Below are 16,338 nucleotides of genomic sequence, written 5' to 3' on the forward strand. Positions count from 1 at the left end.
GAAATGAAAATAGAAATAACCGGAGCAAGTGGTTTTGTGGGCAATAATCTTTTAAAGTATTTGTCAAACAGTTCTTTTTTAGTAAACCCTGTTTCTTTACGAAGTTTAAATTGGGAATTAGATGCAAATGCAGATGCTGTCATTCATTTGGCTGGAAAAGCGCATGATACAAAAAATACCAGTGATGCTTCTGAATACTTTAAAGTTAATACAGAATTAACCAAAGAATTGTTTGATGTTTTTTTACAAAGCGAAGTTAAGGACTTTATTTATTTCAGCAGCGTCAAAGCTGTTGCAGATGAAGTTTCAGAAGTTTTGCTTGAAAATGCTCTAGGTAGCCCGAAAACGCCGTATGGACAATCTAAATTACAGGCTGAAGAATATATTTTATCAAAAGAAATTCCACAAGGAAAAAGGGTTTTTATCATTAGACCTTGTATGATTCACGGTCCGGGCAATAAAGGAAATTTAAATTTACTTTATAATGTGGTTAATAAAAGAATTCCTTATCCATTAGCAGCCTTTCATAATGAAAGATCATTTTTAGGAATTGATAATCTTAATTTTATGATTAAGGAAATTCTTGTGAATAAAAATATTCAATCAGGGGTTTATAATTTTGCAGATGACGAAGTTTTATCAACAAATGATTTGGTTCAAATTATATCTTCGACCGCTAATAAAAAAAACTTGTCAATTGCTATTCCTAAATCAGTCATAAATGGAATCGCAAAACTTGGAGATTTGGTAAAATTCCCTCTTAATTCAGAAACTATTCAAAAATTAACAGAAAATTACAGAGTTTCAAATCAAAAAATAAAGTCCGCAATTGGAATTGAAAAACTTCCCTTTACGGCACAACAAGGTTTGGAAAAAACAATTAAAAGCTTCACAAATAAATAATGGAATACACAATACTCGGCATTCTTCTAATGATCTTAATACTGCTCTACTTCAAAGTAGCAGATAAGTTTAATATCATTGATAAACCCAATCAAAGAAGCTCGCATACTGAAATAACTTTAAGAGGGGGCGGAATTATCTTTTGGTTTTCTGCCTTGCTTTATTTTGCACAACATGTTCGGGATAATTACTTTTTCTTTATCGGAATTACATTAGTCAGCTTGGTAAGTTTTTGGGATGATATCCAGAGTTTATCAAATAAAATTCGAATGTCAGTTCAGTTTTTGGCGATAACATTGATTTTTTTTGAAATTGGCGTTTTTAATTCTGTTCCTCTTTTTGGGATTGTAATAGCTTATATTTTAGCAATAGGGTTAATAAATGCCTATAATTTCATGGATGGCATAAACGGTATAACCGGACTTTATACTTTGGTGGTCATGGGTTCATTATTGTATGTTAATCAAAAGATTCAACTTTTTACGGATAGTAGTTTTATAAGATATGCGATGATTGCCAGCATTGTCTTTCTTTTTTTTAATTATAGAAAAAAAGCAAAATGTTTTGCGGGAGATGTTGGGAGTATTGCTATTGCATTTTGGGTTATTTATTTGGTATTGAAACTTATTTTAAGAACAGATTCTCTAATCTGGCTTTTGTTTTTAGCTGTTTACGGAGTTGATGCCATTTGTACCATCATGCACAGACTGTATTTAAAACAGAATATATTTGAGGCACACCGTTTGCATTTATATCAGGTTTTGAGTAACGAATATAAAATGGATCACAGATTGGTTTCATTATGTTATGCAATCACTCAAATTGTCGTTTCGGCTTTGGTAATTTGTTTGTACCAAAAAGTGCAGGATTTGGTTTTGTTTATAATTATTCTGTTGCCTTTACTTTTTGTATATAATTTGAAGTTTTATTTGCTGAATAAAAATAATTTGAAAGTTAAATTATGAATCCTAAAATAATTCAAGGTGGAAATTTTTCAGATCATCGCGGAACCATTTCCTATGTGAATGATTTCAGTTTTAAGGATATTGAAAGGTTTTATATCATTAGTAATTCTGATGAAAACCCTATTAGAGCTTGGCAAGGACATAAATTAGATGCAAAAAACTTTTATTGTTTAAATGGATCTTTCAAAATTCATTTTATAAAACTTGATAATTGGGATCATCCATCGAAAGATTTAAGGATCGAAACTATTTTTGTTTCCGCATCAGAAAGTAAAATTGTTCATATTCCCGCGGGTTATGCCAATGCTATTCAATCATTAGAAAAAGATTCAAAATTAATTTCATTTTCTACTTTACCACTTGCAAATGTTAAAGAAGATGATGTTCGATACGAGTCAGATTATTGGAAAATTGATGATAAATAAAAGAATTTTTTTATCACTTTCCGAACAAAGCGGTTTTGAAGCAGATTATGTTCAGAAGGCACTCAATTCGAGCTGGATTACTTCTGGAGGACCCAATGTAGATGATTTTGAGAAAGAATTAGAAAGTTATATTAATGAAAAATGTTATATAACGGCATCAAATTCAGGGACTTCAGCCATTCATTTGGCATTAATTTTATTAGGAGTTCAATCTGGGGATGAAGTAATTTGTCAGAGCATGACTTTTTCGGCTTCAGCCAATCCGATTTTATATCAGGGAGCCATTCCGGTTTTTGTAGATAGCGAATGGGATACTTGGAATCTTTGTCCGGAAAGTCTGGAAATGGCCATTAAAGACCGAATTGAAAAAGGTAAAAAACCAAAAGCGATTATCACCGTTCATCTTTATGGCAATCCCTATAAAATTGATGAAATTCATGCGATTGCCGACAAATATAACATTCCGATTATAGAAGATAGCGCCGAAGCTTTGGGAAGTTCTTACAAAGGAAAAAAGTGCGGAACTTTTGGTGAGTTTGGAGTTTTTTCATTTAATGGAAATAAAATTATTACGACTTCAAGTGGAGGAGCGTTAATTACAAATTCAAAAAAGTTAAAAGAAAAAGCTATTTTTTATGCTACTCAATCTAAAGATGAAGCAGTACATTACCAACATAGTAAAATTGGTTATAATTATAGAATGAGTAATATTTGCGCCGGAGTGGGATTAGGGCAAATGAAAATTCTCCAACACAATATAAATTCCAGAAGAGCAATACACAGTTTTTATAAAGAAATTTTCAAGAGTATTGAAGGAGTAACCCTTTTTGAAGTGCCAAGTGATGACTACTATTCAAATTATTGGTTGAGTACAATTTTGATAGAACCAGACACTGTAAAAAATACAAGTAGGGAAGATTTAAGGCTCGCTTTTGAAAACGCAAACATAGAAACTCGACCACTTTGGAAACCGATGCATTTGCAACCAGTTTTTGAAAAATATCCATATTATGGAGGGAAAATCGCTGAAGAATTATTCGAAAAAGGTTTGTGTTTGCCCTCAGGGTCAAATATAACAGAAGAAGACAGAAATAGAATTAAAGAGGTGGTTAGCGCTTTTTTTAAATAAGAATTATAGTTTAATATGAAAATTGAAGAGACGTTTATAAAAGATTTAGTAGTTGTAGAACCAACCGTATTTGGGGACGAGAGAGGTTACTTTTTTGAGTCTTATAGTAAAACCAAATTTGAAGATTTAGGTATCAATATTGAGTTTGTTCAGGACAATCAGTCATTCTCTAAAAAAGGAACTTTAAGAGGTTTACATTATCAAAATCCGCCTTTTGCACAAACAAAATTGGTTCGAGTTTTAGAAGGAGAAATTATTGATGTTGCAGTAGATTTAAGAAAAGATTCTCCAACTTACGGACAATCATTTAGCGTTTTATTGTCTGCCGAAAATAAAAAACAATTGTTAGTTCCTCAAGGTTTTGCACATGGTTTTTCGGTAATTAGTGAAACAGCTTCGGTGATGTACAAATGCGATCAGTTTTATAACAAAGCTTCTGAAGGCGGTATTAAATTTGATGATCCATCTTTCAATATTGATTGGGGAATGGATTTAAAAGACGCAATCGTTTCAGAAAAAGATCAAATACTTCCTTTTATTGATAATTGTAATAGTTTGTTTTAATGAAAAAAATTCTTGTAACAGGAGCAAACGGCCAATTAGGTTCTGAACTTTCGGTTTTATCTTCAAAATATCCGGAATACAATTGGATTTTTGCAGATAGAACTCAAATTACCTTGGATAATTTAGAAGTTTTAAAATTACAATTAAATGAAATTAAACCTGATATAATTTTAAATTGTGGTGCTTATACGGCAGTTGATAAAGCTGAGACAGAAACAGAATTAGCTTTTACAATTAATGAGTCATCTGTAAAGTTAATAGCAGAATTTGCATCAGAGAATAGAGCGAAATTAATTCATATTTCTACTGATTATGTTTTTGACGGAACTTCTTCGATTGCTTTAAATGAAGAGGAGAAGACGAATCCGATTAATGTGTACGGGGCTAGTAAAAGAGCGGGTGAAATTGCTTGTTTAGAAAAAAATCCAGACGCAATTATTGTAAGAACTTCTTGGGTATATAGTAAATTTGGAAACAATTTTGTAAAAACCATGCAGCGATTAATGCAGGAAAGAGAATCCTTAAATGTGGTAAATGATCAAATTGGTTCGCCAACTTATGCTGCCGATCTTGCTCAGGCAATGCTTGATATTTTGAAAGCTCCAAATTGGATACCGGGAATTTACAATTATTCAAATGAAGGAGAAATAAGTTGGCATGAATTTGCGTTGGATATAAAAGAATTTGGCGGTTATAATTGTAACGTTAGCGGAATTCCATCATCAGCTTATCCAACACCTGCAAAACGGCCGGAATTTTCTTTATTAGATAAGAAAAAAATTAAAACCATTTATAATTTAGATATTCCAAATTATAAAGAAAGTTTGAAAAAAATATTCATTTAAAATAACATGATTTAAAAATTTGAATTTAGTATTTCGTTAACGAAATCTAAAATCTAAAATCTAAAATCTAAAATCAAGATTTATGAAAGGAATTATTCTAGCGGGAGGTTCTGGCACAAGATTGCATCCGTTGACACTTGCCATGAGCAAACAAATGATGCCGGTTTACGATAAGCCGATGATTTATTATCCGTTATCGACTTTGATGATGTCAGGGATTAACGAAATTTTAATTATTTCTACCCCTCATGATCTTCCAAATTTTAAAAAACTTTTAGGAGATGGTTCCGCTTTAGGATGTAAATTTAGTTATGCAGAGCAGGCTGTTCCAAATGGTTTGGCTCAAGCTTTTGTAATTGGAGAAGAGTTTATCGGAGATGACGATGTTGCTTTGATATTAGGTGATAATATCTTTTTTGGTTCTAATATGCAGGAACTTTTAAAATCAAATACTAAACCAACAGGTGGTGTTGTTTTTGCTTACCATGTTTCGGATCCGGAGAGATACGGTGTAGTTGAGTTTGATGAAAATTTGAAAGCGATTTCTATCGAAGAAAAACCTGAAAATCCTAAATCAAGTTACGCAGTGCCGGGATTATATTTTTATGATAATTCTGTTGTGGAAATTGCCAAAAATATTGAACCGAGTGCTCGTGGAGAATATGAAATTACAGATGTAAATAAGGTATATCTCGAAAGAGGAGCTTTAAAAGTTGGCATATTAAGCAGAGGTACAGCCTGGCTTGATACTGGAACTTTTAATAGTTTGATGCAAGCAGGGCAATTTGTTCAGGTGCTTGAAGAGCGACAAGGACTTAAAGTTGGTTGTATTGAAGAAATAGCTTGGAGACAAGGTTTTATCAATGACGATCAATTAGAAACATTAGCTCTACCATTGGTCAAATCTGGCTATGGGGCGTACTTGATTGAATTTTTGAAACAGAAAAAAAGAGGCGTTAGATTTTAATTTCGATAGAAAATAATTTTTTGAAATCTTTAATTTGTATTTTTGTAATACAAATCGTGAATTTAATATTAAAACCAAACTCATTTGGATACCAATAAACAAAACAAAATAGGGGATTTGTTGCATAATTTATTGTCACCAAGAAATTTAAGACTCAGTATTCATAATCTTAGTTATCTGCCAAGGTGGATTATTGTTGCGATAGATATTTTAGTTATTGCATTTGCATTTTCTTTCACTTACATGTTATTTGAGGGCACTGCTATGGGGTATATTATAACGTCGCATCATTATGTTTACATAAGTGGTATTATAGTAACAAATATTTTCTTTTTCTGGTTGTTCCGAACTTATTCAGGAATTATCAGGCACTCTTCTTACATTGACGCGATAAAATTGCTTTTTTCGCAAATGTCTGTCTTGGTATTCTTTTTATTTGTTAATCTGCTTTATGAACTATATTCAGGACACAAAGCTTTTCTAAATACTGCTCTTTTTATAAATATTGTACTGTCATTTTGTGGCTTATTTTTATACCGAGTGGTTGTAAAGCAAACCTTTGAGCTTTATTTTTCTGAAAAAACGTCATCAAAATTAATTAGAACTGTAATTTACGGTACAGACGCCAATGCTATATCCGTTGCCAATGCCTTAAAATTTGAAACGCCTTCTCGTTTTAAAATAGTTGGTTTTATTGATAAAAACAGTCAGAATGCATCTAAGCGAATGCTGGATCTGCCCATACTTATTCAGAGAAAAAGATTACCAGCCTTAATGCGATCTGTTGCCGCAGAAGGGGTAATTATAGCAGATAAAAGTTTGACCAAAGACGAACAATTGGTAATTGTAGATCAATGTTTAGAGTTCAATTATAGGGTTTATACGGTTCCATTAATTTCCGACTGGGAAAATCAAAAAGAAATTTCTCAAAAGGTAAAGAACATTCAAATTGAAGATTTATTAGAGAGAAAACCAATTGTTTTGGATAGCAAGTCTATTTCAAAACAATTAAAAGATAAAACGATTCTTATTACAGGTGCAGCTGGTTCTATTGGTAGCGAAATAGTACGCCAAGTAGCCGGTTTTAGTCCTAAAGCCATTATAATATTAGATCAGGCAGAAACGCCACTTCATAGTTTGCATTTGGAAATGCAGGCAGCAGGAACAAATGCTAAAATACATGCTGTTATTGCCGATGTAAAAAGCAAACAAGCTATCGAGAGAGTGTTTAAAAACTTACAACCTCAAGTTGTATTTCATGCAGCGGCCTATAAACACGTTCCTCTAATGGAAGAAAATCCATCACAGGCGATTCTAACCAATATAGAAGGAACAAAAAATTTGGCTGATCTGGCATGTAAATATGGTGTCAAGAAGTTTGTAATGGTTTCTACAGACAAAGCGGTGAATCCGAGTAATGTTATGGGAGCTAGTAAGCGTATTGCCGAAAAATACGTACAATCATTGTTTCTGAAAAATCAAAAAGAGGAGAATAATTATAAAACGAAGTTTATTACTACTCGATTTGGAAATGTATTAGGTTCCAACGGATCGGTTGTGCCTCTGTTTACAAAACAAATTGCCGAAGGTGGTCCTGTTACCATAACCCATCAGGATATTATTCGTTATTTTATGACGATTCCTGAAGCTTGCCAACTGGTTCTAGAAGCTGGAGCAATGGGTAATGGTGGTGAAATTTATATTTTTGATATGGGAAAACCTGTCAAAATTATAGACTTGGCCAAAAAAATGATAAAATTAGCAGGTTTTATTCCTGACAAAGAGATAAAAATTAAGATCGTTGGTTTGCGCCCAGGCGAAAAATTGTATGAAGAATTACTAAATGACAATTCGAAAACATTACCAACCTACCACAACAAAATTATGATTGCTCAGGAAATTCAGGATGAATACGAAAATTTGCATACTGAGATTGACGAGTTAATTGGGATAGCCAATTTTTTTGATAATGATGATATCGTTTCAAAAATGAAGAAAATTGTTCCGGAGTTCAAAAGTATGAATTCTAGTTTTGAAGTACTGGACAAATAATGGTATAGATTTCTAAATTTAAATAAGGTGTTTTTTTAGCAAAAAGCACCTTTTTGCGTTTTAGAGCCGTAGTGTTTTACATAAAAATCTGGTTAATTGACAGAAACTTTATTGCGAATAGAATTTTAGTTTTTTCAATCTGTTATGGAATCAAAATAAAAGTATATTTGCTGTCAATTAGTTTTATCATTCTGGTGAGACTATTTAGAATTCTAGAGCATATATAACTATTAATGTAGCAATGAATAATTCGGAAAATAATCCATCCTGGTTGTTTGAAATAACGCCAAAAAATAATTTTTTCTCCTTAAATTTCAAAGAAATTTGGCAGTACAGAGATTTGTTATTTCTGTTTGTAAAAAGAGACGTAATTACAGTGTACAAACAGACTGTTTTGGGCCCGCTCTGGTACTTAATTCAGCCTTTGTTTACCTCAGTCACTTTTACTATCATTTTTAACAATGTTGCCGGAATTAAAACAGGTGGGATTCCGCCATTTTTATTCAATTTAGCAGGAATCACCGTTTGGAATTATTTTACAGCCTGTCTTACTGGAACTTCAGATACTTTTAAAGCGAACGCTAGTATTTTTGGAAAAGTTTATTTCCCTCGAATTATTACACCCCTTTCGATCGTGATTTCAAATTTGATAAAGTTTGGAATTCAATTTCTAATTTTTATCGCTTTTTATATTTACTACTATATTGCAGGATATGATTTGGTTTTGAATGGTTATCTGGTGTTTTTCCCCGTTCTAATTGCTATTATGGGTATTTTAGGACTTGGATTAGGAATGCTGATTTCTTCGATGGTAACAAAATATAGAGATTTTAGCCATTTGATTGGTTTTGGAATACAATTGCTAATGTACCTCTCGGCGGTGATGTACCCAATGCAATTATTAAAGCAAAAGTTACCCAAACTAGGTTGGCTTGTCGAGTATAATCCGCTGGCTTATATTATCGAGACTTCACGCTATATGCTTTTGAATGTTGGCAATGTTTCGGTAATGGGACTAATTTATACATTCATAGTCACTGTTATATTGTTTTTTATCGGACTTTTAATTTTTAATAAAACTGAAAAAAGCTTTATTGATACTGTTTAATTAGCTTTAGCGAAAGAAAAAATGAGTAAAGACATTATATTAAAAGCCGAAAATATTTCTAAACAATATCGTTTAGGACAGGTGGGTACCGGAACATTAAGCCATGACATAAATCGCTGGTGGCACCAGATAAGAGGAAAAGAAAATCCGTATTTGAAAATTGGCGAGATCAATGACCGTTCTACAAAAGGTTCTTCAGATTATGTTTGGGCTTTGCAGGATATTAATTTTGAGGTAGAAAGAGGTGAAGTTTTAGGTATTATTGGTAAAAATGGTGCTGGAAAATCTACTTTGCTAAAAATACTTTCAAAAGTAACAGCTCCAACAACCGGAAGTATTAAATCTCGTGGTAGAATTGCTTCACTTTTAGAGGTAGGTACCGGTTTTAACGGAGAAATGACCGGAAGAGAAAATATCTTCTTAAACGGCGCCATTCTTGGAATGACCAAAAAAGAAATTACCTCCAAACTTGCTGAGATAATAGAGTTTTCAGGTTGCGAACGCTATATAGATACCCCCGTAAAAAGATATAGTTCCGGAATGACAGTTCGTTTGGCGTTTGCTGTTGCCGCTTTTCTAGAGCCTGAAATTTTGGTGATCGATGAGGTACTTGCGGTGGGTGATGCTGAGTTTCAGAAAAAAGCTATTGGGAAGATGCAGGATATTTCAAAGGGTGAGGGACGTACAGTTTTGTTCGTAAGTCATAACATGGCAGCGGTAAAAAGCCTCTGTACAAGAGGAATTGTCATGGAACATGGAAAAGTTGTTTTTGATGGAGGTATTGATCAATCGATTCAGAGATATTTATCTACCAAAAATAATAATATTGGTCTCATTGATAGGAAGGACAGACTTGGAACTGGAAATGTAAAAATAATAGATGTAAAAATTCAAGACTACGAAAAAATAATGACTGGTTCAAATATGATAATTGAGCTCTTTTATAAAACGGTTGTTGAAAATTCTAGGATTAATGAATTTGGTTTGAGTATATGGGATTATAAAGAAAATAGGATAATTAGCCTGTCTTCAACGTTTAAAGATCAATTAAATGACATATCTGAGTCAGGTGTAATATTATGTGAAATTCCCAACATGCCTTTAGTGAAGGGTACTTATAAACTAAATTGTTTTGTAAGTTCTATATTTGGTTTAGAAGATTATATAGAAAATGTACAAGAGTTTGATGTTGAAGATAGTGATATATTTGGTACTGGAAAGACAATAGACCCTGAGTGGGGGATGATAATTGTAGAACATAACTGGAGTAAAAAAGATGTTACAAAAAATTGAAGATTTAGAAAAATGGAATGATATCGAAGATCCCTGGGGATATAATGATAATGTTCATGATGCATTAAGAAAAAGAATTCTATTGGACGAAATACCAAAAATGCAATACAAGAATGTTTTGGATATAGGTTGTGGACAGGGATTTGTTACAAAAGATTTACCAGGTGAAAAAGTTTACGGCGTTGATATTTCGGAAACAGCCATAAAATATGCACAAAATAATAATAAGAATGTTATTTATTCAACGGGTTCGATTTTCGAAATTGACAAATTGTTTGATATTAAATTTGATTTAATAATAATTACAGGAGTTTTATATCCGCAATATATTGGAAACTCGTCATCACTTATTTATTTATTAATAGATAAAATTTTAAAGTCTAATGGAATTTTAATTTCTGTACATATAAATGAATGGTATTCTTGTCAGTTTCCGTATTTAAAAATAAATCAAGTGTTTTATGATTACAGAGAATTTACACATAATTTAGAAATATATTCAAAATGATTTTAATGTATCACAAAATCCATCCTGATACACCAACCATGTGGTGGGTTTCTGTAAATGAGTTTTATAGACAGATGGTAGAATTATCAAATAAAAAGGTAGTTTATTTGAATGATTATGATTGTAAAAATGAAAATCATGTAGTAATAACTTTCGATGGTATTTATAAAAATATATATGAATATGCATTACCTATTTTAAAACATTTTAATTATCCTTTTGAACTTTTTCTAACTTCTGATTATGTGGGATATGATAATTCTTTTGACTCAGTCGAGCCATTAACCAAGTTTACAAATTCTTTTGAATTGTTAAAACTTGTTGAAGGAGGAGGTAGATTACAATGGCATACGAAGAGTCATCCCAACTTAAAAAATGTTAGTGATTTAGAAGTCATAATTGAAGAATTAACTGTCCCCGAAGAAATTAAAATTTTAGATATAAATGGATTCGACTGGTTTGCCTACCCACATGGAGAGTTTAATGATTTAGTTGTGAATGAAGTTAAATTAAGATTTAGAGGGGCATTATCATGTAACCAAGGGGATGAATTTGATAAATATCGATTTAATAGACTTACAGTAGAAAACCATACTTCCTTAAAGAAAAATACCATTGCATGTATAATTCCTTGCTATAATTATGGACGGTTTTTAATTGAAGCAATTGAGTCAGTAATTAAACAAACAATTATTCCAGATGAAATATTAATCTCAGATGATTGCTCAACGGATGAAACTCAAATTATTGCGCAAGAATATGTAAAAAAATTTCCTGGATTGATAAAGTATAATAGGAATGAAACTAATCTTGGGATTGTTAAACATTTCAATGAAGCAATTAAATTAACAAAGGCAGATTTTATTTTTTTTCTAGGGGCAGATAACCGTTTATTAAGTAATTATGTTGAAGAATGTATCAAAATTCTAAATAAAAGTGAAGAAATAGGTATTGCTTATACGGATTATACTTTTTTTGGGCCAAGAGCAAAAATGGCTTATGAACTCTTACCAGATTTTAGACATTTTGGAATTATTAATAATAGTTTTTTTAAAGTTTTTTTCCCTGAAACAAATTCTCGATTTGAGTTACTGGATATTTTAAATCAGTCTAACATAATACATGGTTCTTCGATGTTTAAAAGAACAGCCTACGATAGTGTACAAGGTTACATTCAGAGTGAGATGCCAGAGGATTATAACCTCTTTAAAAGAATTGTTGAGAAAGGTTGGGATGCTAAAAAAGCCAAAAACACTAATCTGGAATATAGACAACATAGTGATTCACAAGCTAATAATGTTCTTTTATTACAAAAACTGATGCTATTTTATAAAGATTCATATTTATCTTTAAAAAAAGAAAAGAACGATTATGAAAATAGTAAAGTTTTTCGAATTTCTTATAAGCTATATCGTTTTTATAGATTCATTAAGAGAAATTATAAGAATCCAAGGAAAATTTTTAAAAGAATTCTAAAAATAAAGTAATTCGACACTACTTTAATACTCATTTTAATAATATAAAATTGAATCAAGTTACTCCATTAATATCTGTGATTGTGCCAAATTATAATCACGAGAAATTTTTAATTCAACGTTTAGATAGTATATTTAGTCAAAACTATCCTAATTTTGAAGTTATATTAATTGATGATTGTAGCTCTGATAATAGCCGAGCAATAATTTTAGAGTATGCCAAAAGAAGAGAAGTTGTTCATTGTATTATGAATGAAGTAAATTCAGGAAATACTTTTGTTCAATGGAATAAAGGAATAAATTTGGCAAGCGGAGAATATATTTGGATTGCAGAATCTGACGATTTTTGTACGAGCGATTTTCTTTATAGATTAATACAACCATTACTAAAAGATCAAAATGTCGTGTTATCTTATTGCCAATCTAATCGAGTGGATGAAAGGGGAGAAGTTTATGGTAATTGGATTGAATATACGAAAAGATTTGATACGTCATTGTTCAATAAAGATTTCATCTTATCTGGTAATGATTTCATTAAACGATTTTTAGTTTACCGAAATGTTATCCCTAATGCAAGTGCTGTACTTTTTAGAAAATCTAGAGTGATGGAAATAGGCCCTTTAGATGAGGATTCATATTTGAAATGTAATGGTGATTGGTTGTTTTACACGAAGTTGATTTTAAATAAAAAAATAGCCTTCCTGTCAGATTCGAAGAATAATTTTAGATTCCATTCTCAAAGTGTAATAGCTAGATCAACCAAAACTCAGAAAAGACTTGTTACTATAGAAATACTAATAGCAATGAGAAAAACAATGATTAATTACTTTTTGAAACAAAATTCTCACGAGATTGCTTTAATAGAATTAAATAAAAAGCAAATTAGAGTTCTAAGATATGAGAAAGCGCTGTTTTTAATTAGAAATAAAGATCAAATTAAAGGTGGCTTGATTCTTTTATCTGTTTTTGATTTGTTTATCAAAGAGTATAAATTTTATAAAAATCTGAAGTTAAAAATTAAAACTTTAATTTAATTCGACTACTGTGTTACAAATGCTGGTTTCGATAATAATTCCTGTACACAAAACAGCCAATTTTTTTAAAATGTGTTTAGAAAGTTGTTTGGCTCAGACCTATAAAGAAATTGAAATAATAATAGCATGTAACGGGGGGTTAAGCATCCGGGAGTGTAAAGATTTTTTAAATATTGATGACGCACGAATTATTTATTTAGAAACAAAAAATGGAAGACATAATGCAAGAAACGAAGCACTATCAGTTGCTGGGGGTACTTTTGTTCAGTTTTTAGACTATGATGATTTTTTGTTCGCTAATAAATTTTCAGCTCAGATAAATTTGATAAAAGAAAATTTTAATCATCAGGTTTCAATTTCAAAGTGGAAAAAATTTAGAACAAATGTAAATGAAGATTATACTTTTCCGTTTGATCTGATGTTTGAAGAGGGAAATCTTTCTGTTGGAAGATTAATTGAAAAACTTGGTCAAAGTGGAGGATTTATTGCTACAGCTTCATGGATTGTTTCAAGAGATCTGCTTACCGGGATTGAGTGGATAGACAGTCCTAATGATGATGCAGTTTTTTTCTCTGAGATATGCAAAAAAAATCCAAATGTGATGATGGTACCTCAGGTATTAGCGGGTTGCAGAATTCATGATGATAACACGAGTGCCATCCGATCTCAACAACAATTTGATCTTTTGTTAAAAGGCTGGAGCCATATTTCTAATAATTTAAAAGCAATAAGAGGTTTTCAAACAAATCTTTACTTATATAAATCATATTTGTATTTGATAAGTTACTCTAAGTCAATCAAAAGATATCGCCTTTTGGAAGTAATTTGTAAAAGTGTTTTTTACGGTCTGAAAAGTGGTTTGGGTTTTAATGTCATAAGAGATCTCAGAAAGAAAATTCTTAAATGATTTTGATTTAAAATAATGAAAAAAAAAATACTGTTATTTGGTCCAATTGGAGATTTTGGCGGGAGAGAATTAGAAGCAGGTTTTATAGCTTCAATTCTGTCTACACAGTATGATGTTGATGTTTGTACTACCAGTGTAGTTTCTGATCAATCACAAGTATTTGGCTTTAATAAAAATCAAAAGGTATTTTCTTTAAATGACTTATTATGTAATGATGATTTTACTATAAAAACACTTTCTTTTTTAGCTTATTTGAAAAATCGTTTTAGAGGTAGTTTTAGAAATTATGCTAATAATGTAGTCGTTAAGCGTTATTTTAAATATGATAAAAAAGTAAATAACATTCTTGAAGAATTAGTAAAACAGTATAACGCTGTACTTATATGTGCAAATTTATCTTCCAATTATATTACTGATATTGTCGCTTTTTCAAAAAAATACAATGTTAAAGTGGTTTTTAGAACGACTGGGCAAATTAAGGATATAAAGTTTGACTACCTTCATAATGTAGATTTGTTTATTCATCATTCTATTAGTAATGCTGGAAAACTCAAATTAGAAAATTATAAAATAATTGATCAATGTAGTTTCATCGAAGATAAATTACTTTCTTTAGTCAATAATAATAGCAATACTAATTTTTTGTTGCTAGGAAGATTGTCTGCCGAAAAAGGTTTTGAAGAAGCAATAGATTTTTTTATGAGATGCAAAGGAGAAATGGATAATCTTACTATTGTAGGAGACGGTGAATTAAAGGAAAAATTACAATTAAAATACGCATCATTTCCTGAAATAAAGTTTACTGGTTTTATAAAATCTGAGGATTTAGACAAAATTTTTAGTGAAATAGATTGTTTAATTATTCCATCTTTGGAGGAGTCTGGACCTCTAGTTGGCATTGAAGCCATGGTAGCAGCAAAATCAATTATTTCGACAAAAGTGGGAGCTATGGAGGAAAGATTGCAACATACTTTAAATGATTTTTGGTTTGATATTAATGATTATAATTCATTTGAAAGAGAATTTAATAGATTTAAAAATCTTGATTACCAATTTCTGAATGAAATAAGTCAGAGCCTTAGAAATAAGTATAAAAAAGTATATTCTATTGAATCTATTTCGATAAAATATTTAAAATCAATTGATAAAGTTTTAGAAGCATGAGATTAGGAATGAATCCTCAGAAAGAGGAAAAGAAAGTGATTTTGACAACCAATCATAGAATAGTAATAGTGGTGTATATTCCTAACGAAGAGGGTTTTTATAAAGATTCATTAAATGTTTTTAAACTATGTTTAGATTCATTAATAAGAACAATCAATTCTTCTGCGGCTATTACGGTAGTTAACAATGGGTCTTATGATAAGGTATCTGATATTTTACAGATCTATCTAAAAGAAAAAAAAATAGATACATTAATATCGCACAACGTAAATATTGGTAAAATCGATGCGCAAATAGGAGCAGCAAGAGGTGCAAGAGAAAAGTATATCACACTTACAGATGCAGATATATTATTTGATTATGGATGGCAGGAAAAAGTCGAAGAAGTTTTTATGGCATTTCCTAATGCAGGATCTGTATCGCCCATACCTGTGCGAACAGGCTTATACGCAGGTACAAGTTCTGTTTTAAAGCAGATTTTATTGAGGAAAATAAAATTTAAATTTATTCCAATACCTGAAAACTTTGAGAGCTATAATAAATTTTTAACAAGCATTAATTGGGATTTAGATGAGGATGAAAATATTAAATGGCCAGTAGTAGAAAACAGGGGAATAACTGCAATCATTGGTAGTGCTCACCAGGTGCTTACTATAGATCGGGATATTTTGTTTACTACCTCACCATCAAATCCGTCTTTAACTCTTGTAGGAGGTAATTCTGAACACAATTATGTAGATGTACCAATTGATAAAGCAGGAAAGCTGAGGTTGTCTACTATTCATAATTTTGCTTATCACATAGGCAATACAGTAGAAGAATGGATGCTGGATGTTCAGTCAGAAAATAAAGATTACAAAAAGAACAAAATAATAGGAAAGACGGAAGTCTTATCAGATCTATTCAATTCAAGGTTTAGCAAAAAAAAATATGTTTTAAAAAAAATGATTGTAAAAAAAGCATTTGCATTGCTTTATGCTAAAGAACTTAAGAAGTAGA

General features: G+C 31.1%; 16 protein-coding genes. All 16 read left to right on the forward strand.

The genetic code is table 11. From position 1 onward, the window contains the following. The first annotated feature begins 3 nt into the window (after window positions 1–3). The 16 genes from J3495_RS06900 (at window position 4) to J3495_RS06975 (ending at window position 16,337) form a co-directional block, all read left to right on the forward strand. Window positions 4–903: an NAD-dependent epimerase/dehydratase family protein gene (locus tag J3495_RS06900; protein ID WP_210665819.1), complete on the forward strand. Its 900-nt coding sequence runs from the start codon at window positions 4–6 to the stop codon at window positions 901–903. Then, window positions 903–1,868: an MraY family glycosyltransferase gene (locus J3495_RS06905; RefSeq protein ID WP_210665820.1), complete on the forward strand. Its 966-nt coding sequence runs from the start codon at window positions 903–905 to the stop codon at window positions 1,866–1,868. Before J3495_RS06900 ends, J3495_RS06905 begins: the two co-directional genes overlap by 1 nt. Further along, window positions 1,865–2,293, forward strand: coding sequence for a WxcM-like domain-containing protein (locus J3495_RS06910; protein WP_210665821.1), 429 nt, complete (start codon window positions 1,865–1,867; stop codon window positions 2,291–2,293). The genes J3495_RS06905 and J3495_RS06910 overlap by 4 nt, the downstream gene beginning before the upstream one ends. Beyond that, on the forward strand, window positions 2,283–3,422 hold the full coding sequence (locus J3495_RS06915; protein WP_210665874.1) for a DegT/DnrJ/EryC1/StrS family aminotransferase: 1,140 nt from the start codon (window positions 2,283–2,285) through the stop codon (window positions 3,420–3,422). Before J3495_RS06910 ends, J3495_RS06915 begins: the two co-directional genes overlap by 11 nt. 15 nt (window positions 3,423–3,437) lie before the next feature. Beyond that, window positions 3,438–3,986, forward strand: a complete 549-nt coding sequence (rfbC, locus tag J3495_RS06920) for a dTDP-4-dehydrorhamnose 3,5-epimerase (protein ID WP_210665822.1) — start codon at window positions 3,438–3,440, stop codon at window positions 3,984–3,986. Then, window positions 3,986–4,831 (forward strand): dTDP-4-dehydrorhamnose reductase, encoded by an 846-nt coding sequence (gene rfbD, locus J3495_RS06925; protein ID WP_210665823.1) that lies wholly within the window; start codon window positions 3,986–3,988, stop codon window positions 4,829–4,831. The genes rfbC and rfbD overlap by 1 nt, the downstream gene beginning before the upstream one ends. Before the next feature lie 82 nt (window positions 4,832–4,913). Then, the gene (gene rfbA / locus J3495_RS06930; RefSeq protein WP_210665824.1) at window positions 4,914–5,798 is read left to right on the forward strand and encodes a glucose-1-phosphate thymidylyltransferase RfbA; all 885 of its coding nucleotides are present in this window, start codon (window positions 4,914–4,916) and stop codon (window positions 5,796–5,798) included. Window positions 5,799–5,882: 84 nt separating this feature from the next. Continuing rightward, window positions 5,883–7,850, forward strand: coding sequence for a nucleoside-diphosphate sugar epimerase/dehydratase (locus tag J3495_RS06935; RefSeq protein ID WP_210665825.1), 1,968 nt, complete (start codon window positions 5,883–5,885; stop codon window positions 7,848–7,850). A 241-nt stretch (window positions 7,851–8,091) separates the two neighbouring features. After that, entirely contained in the window at window positions 8,092–8,958 is an 867-nt protein-coding gene (locus tag J3495_RS06940) for an ABC transporter permease (RefSeq protein WP_210665826.1), read from the forward strand. Window positions 8,959–8,979: 21 nt separating this feature from the next. Beyond that, window positions 8,980–10,251, forward strand: a complete 1,272-nt coding sequence (locus J3495_RS06945) for an ABC transporter ATP-binding protein (protein ID WP_210665827.1) — start codon at window positions 8,980–8,982, stop codon at window positions 10,249–10,251. Then, window positions 10,235–10,759 (forward strand): methyltransferase domain-containing protein, encoded by a 525-nt coding sequence (locus J3495_RS06950; RefSeq protein ID WP_210665828.1) that lies wholly within the window; start codon window positions 10,235–10,237, stop codon window positions 10,757–10,759. The genes J3495_RS06945 and J3495_RS06950 overlap by 17 nt, the downstream gene beginning before the upstream one ends. 5 nt (window positions 10,760–10,764) lie before the next feature. After that, entirely contained in the window at window positions 10,765–12,246 is a 1,482-nt protein-coding gene (locus J3495_RS06955; RefSeq protein WP_210665829.1) for a glycosyltransferase, read from the forward strand. 38 nt (window positions 12,247–12,284) lie between these two features. Then, a complete protein-coding gene (locus tag J3495_RS06960) occupies window positions 12,285–13,268 on the forward strand; it encodes a glycosyltransferase family 2 protein (RefSeq protein ID WP_210665830.1) in 984 nt (327 codons plus the stop codon). Between the two features lie 19 nt (window positions 13,269–13,287). Further along, window positions 13,288–14,175 (forward strand): glycosyltransferase family 2 protein, encoded by an 888-nt coding sequence (locus J3495_RS06965; RefSeq protein WP_210665831.1) that lies wholly within the window; start codon window positions 13,288–13,290, stop codon window positions 14,173–14,175. Window positions 14,176–14,190: 15 nt separating this feature from the next. Further along, a complete protein-coding gene (locus J3495_RS06970) occupies window positions 14,191–15,339 on the forward strand; it encodes a glycosyltransferase (protein ID WP_210665832.1) in 1,149 nt (382 codons plus the stop codon). Continuing rightward, a complete protein-coding gene (locus tag J3495_RS06975; protein WP_210665833.1) occupies window positions 15,336–16,337 on the forward strand; it encodes a glycosyltransferase family A protein in 1,002 nt (333 codons plus the stop codon). The genes J3495_RS06970 and J3495_RS06975 overlap by 4 nt, the downstream gene beginning before the upstream one ends. Window position 16,338: the final 1 nt, after the last annotated feature.

Source organism: Flavobacterium geliluteum (assembly GCF_017948595.1).
GTDB lineage: Bacteria > Bacteroidota > Bacteroidia > Flavobacteriales > Flavobacteriaceae > Flavobacterium > Flavobacterium flavipigmentatum.

Coding starts and splice junctions, on each gene's coding strand:
- J3495_RS06900 (WP_210665819.1), top strand. CDS start 4: ATGAAAATAGAAATAACCGGAGCAAGTGGTTTTGTGGGCAATAATCTT.
- J3495_RS06905 (WP_210665820.1), top strand. CDS start 903: ATGGAATACACAATACTCGGCATTCTTCTAATGATCTTAATACTGCTC.
- J3495_RS06910 (WP_210665821.1), top strand. CDS start 1,865: ATGAATCCTAAAATAATTCAAGGTGGAAATTTTTCAGATCATCGCGGA.
- J3495_RS06915 (WP_210665874.1), top strand. CDS start 2,283: ATGATAAATAAAAGAATTTTTTTATCACTTTCCGAACAAAGCGGTTTT.
- rfbC (WP_210665822.1), top strand. CDS start 3,438: ATGAAAATTGAAGAGACGTTTATAAAAGATTTAGTAGTTGTAGAACCA.
- rfbD (WP_210665823.1), top strand. CDS start 3,986: ATGAAAAAAATTCTTGTAACAGGAGCAAACGGCCAATTAGGTTCTGAA.
- rfbA (WP_210665824.1), top strand. CDS start 4,914: ATGAAAGGAATTATTCTAGCGGGAGGTTCTGGCACAAGATTGCATCCG.
- J3495_RS06940 (WP_210665826.1), top strand. CDS start 8,092: ATGAATAATTCGGAAAATAATCCATCCTGGTTGTTTGAAATAACGCCA.
- J3495_RS06945 (WP_210665827.1), top strand. CDS start 8,980: ATGAGTAAAGACATTATATTAAAAGCCGAAAATATTTCTAAACAATAT.
- J3495_RS06950 (WP_210665828.1), top strand. CDS start 10,235: ATGTTACAAAAAATTGAAGATTTAGAAAAATGGAATGATATCGAAGAT.
- J3495_RS06955 (WP_210665829.1), top strand. CDS start 10,765: ATGTATCACAAAATCCATCCTGATACACCAACCATGTGGTGGGTTTCT.
- J3495_RS06965 (WP_210665831.1), top strand. CDS start 13,288: ATGCTGGTTTCGATAATAATTCCTGTACACAAAACAGCCAATTTTTTT.
- J3495_RS06970 (WP_210665832.1), top strand. CDS start 14,191: ATGAAAAAAAAAATACTGTTATTTGGTCCAATTGGAGATTTTGGCGGG.
- J3495_RS06975 (WP_210665833.1), top strand. CDS start 15,336: ATGAGATTAGGAATGAATCCTCAGAAAGAGGAAAAGAAAGTGATTTTG.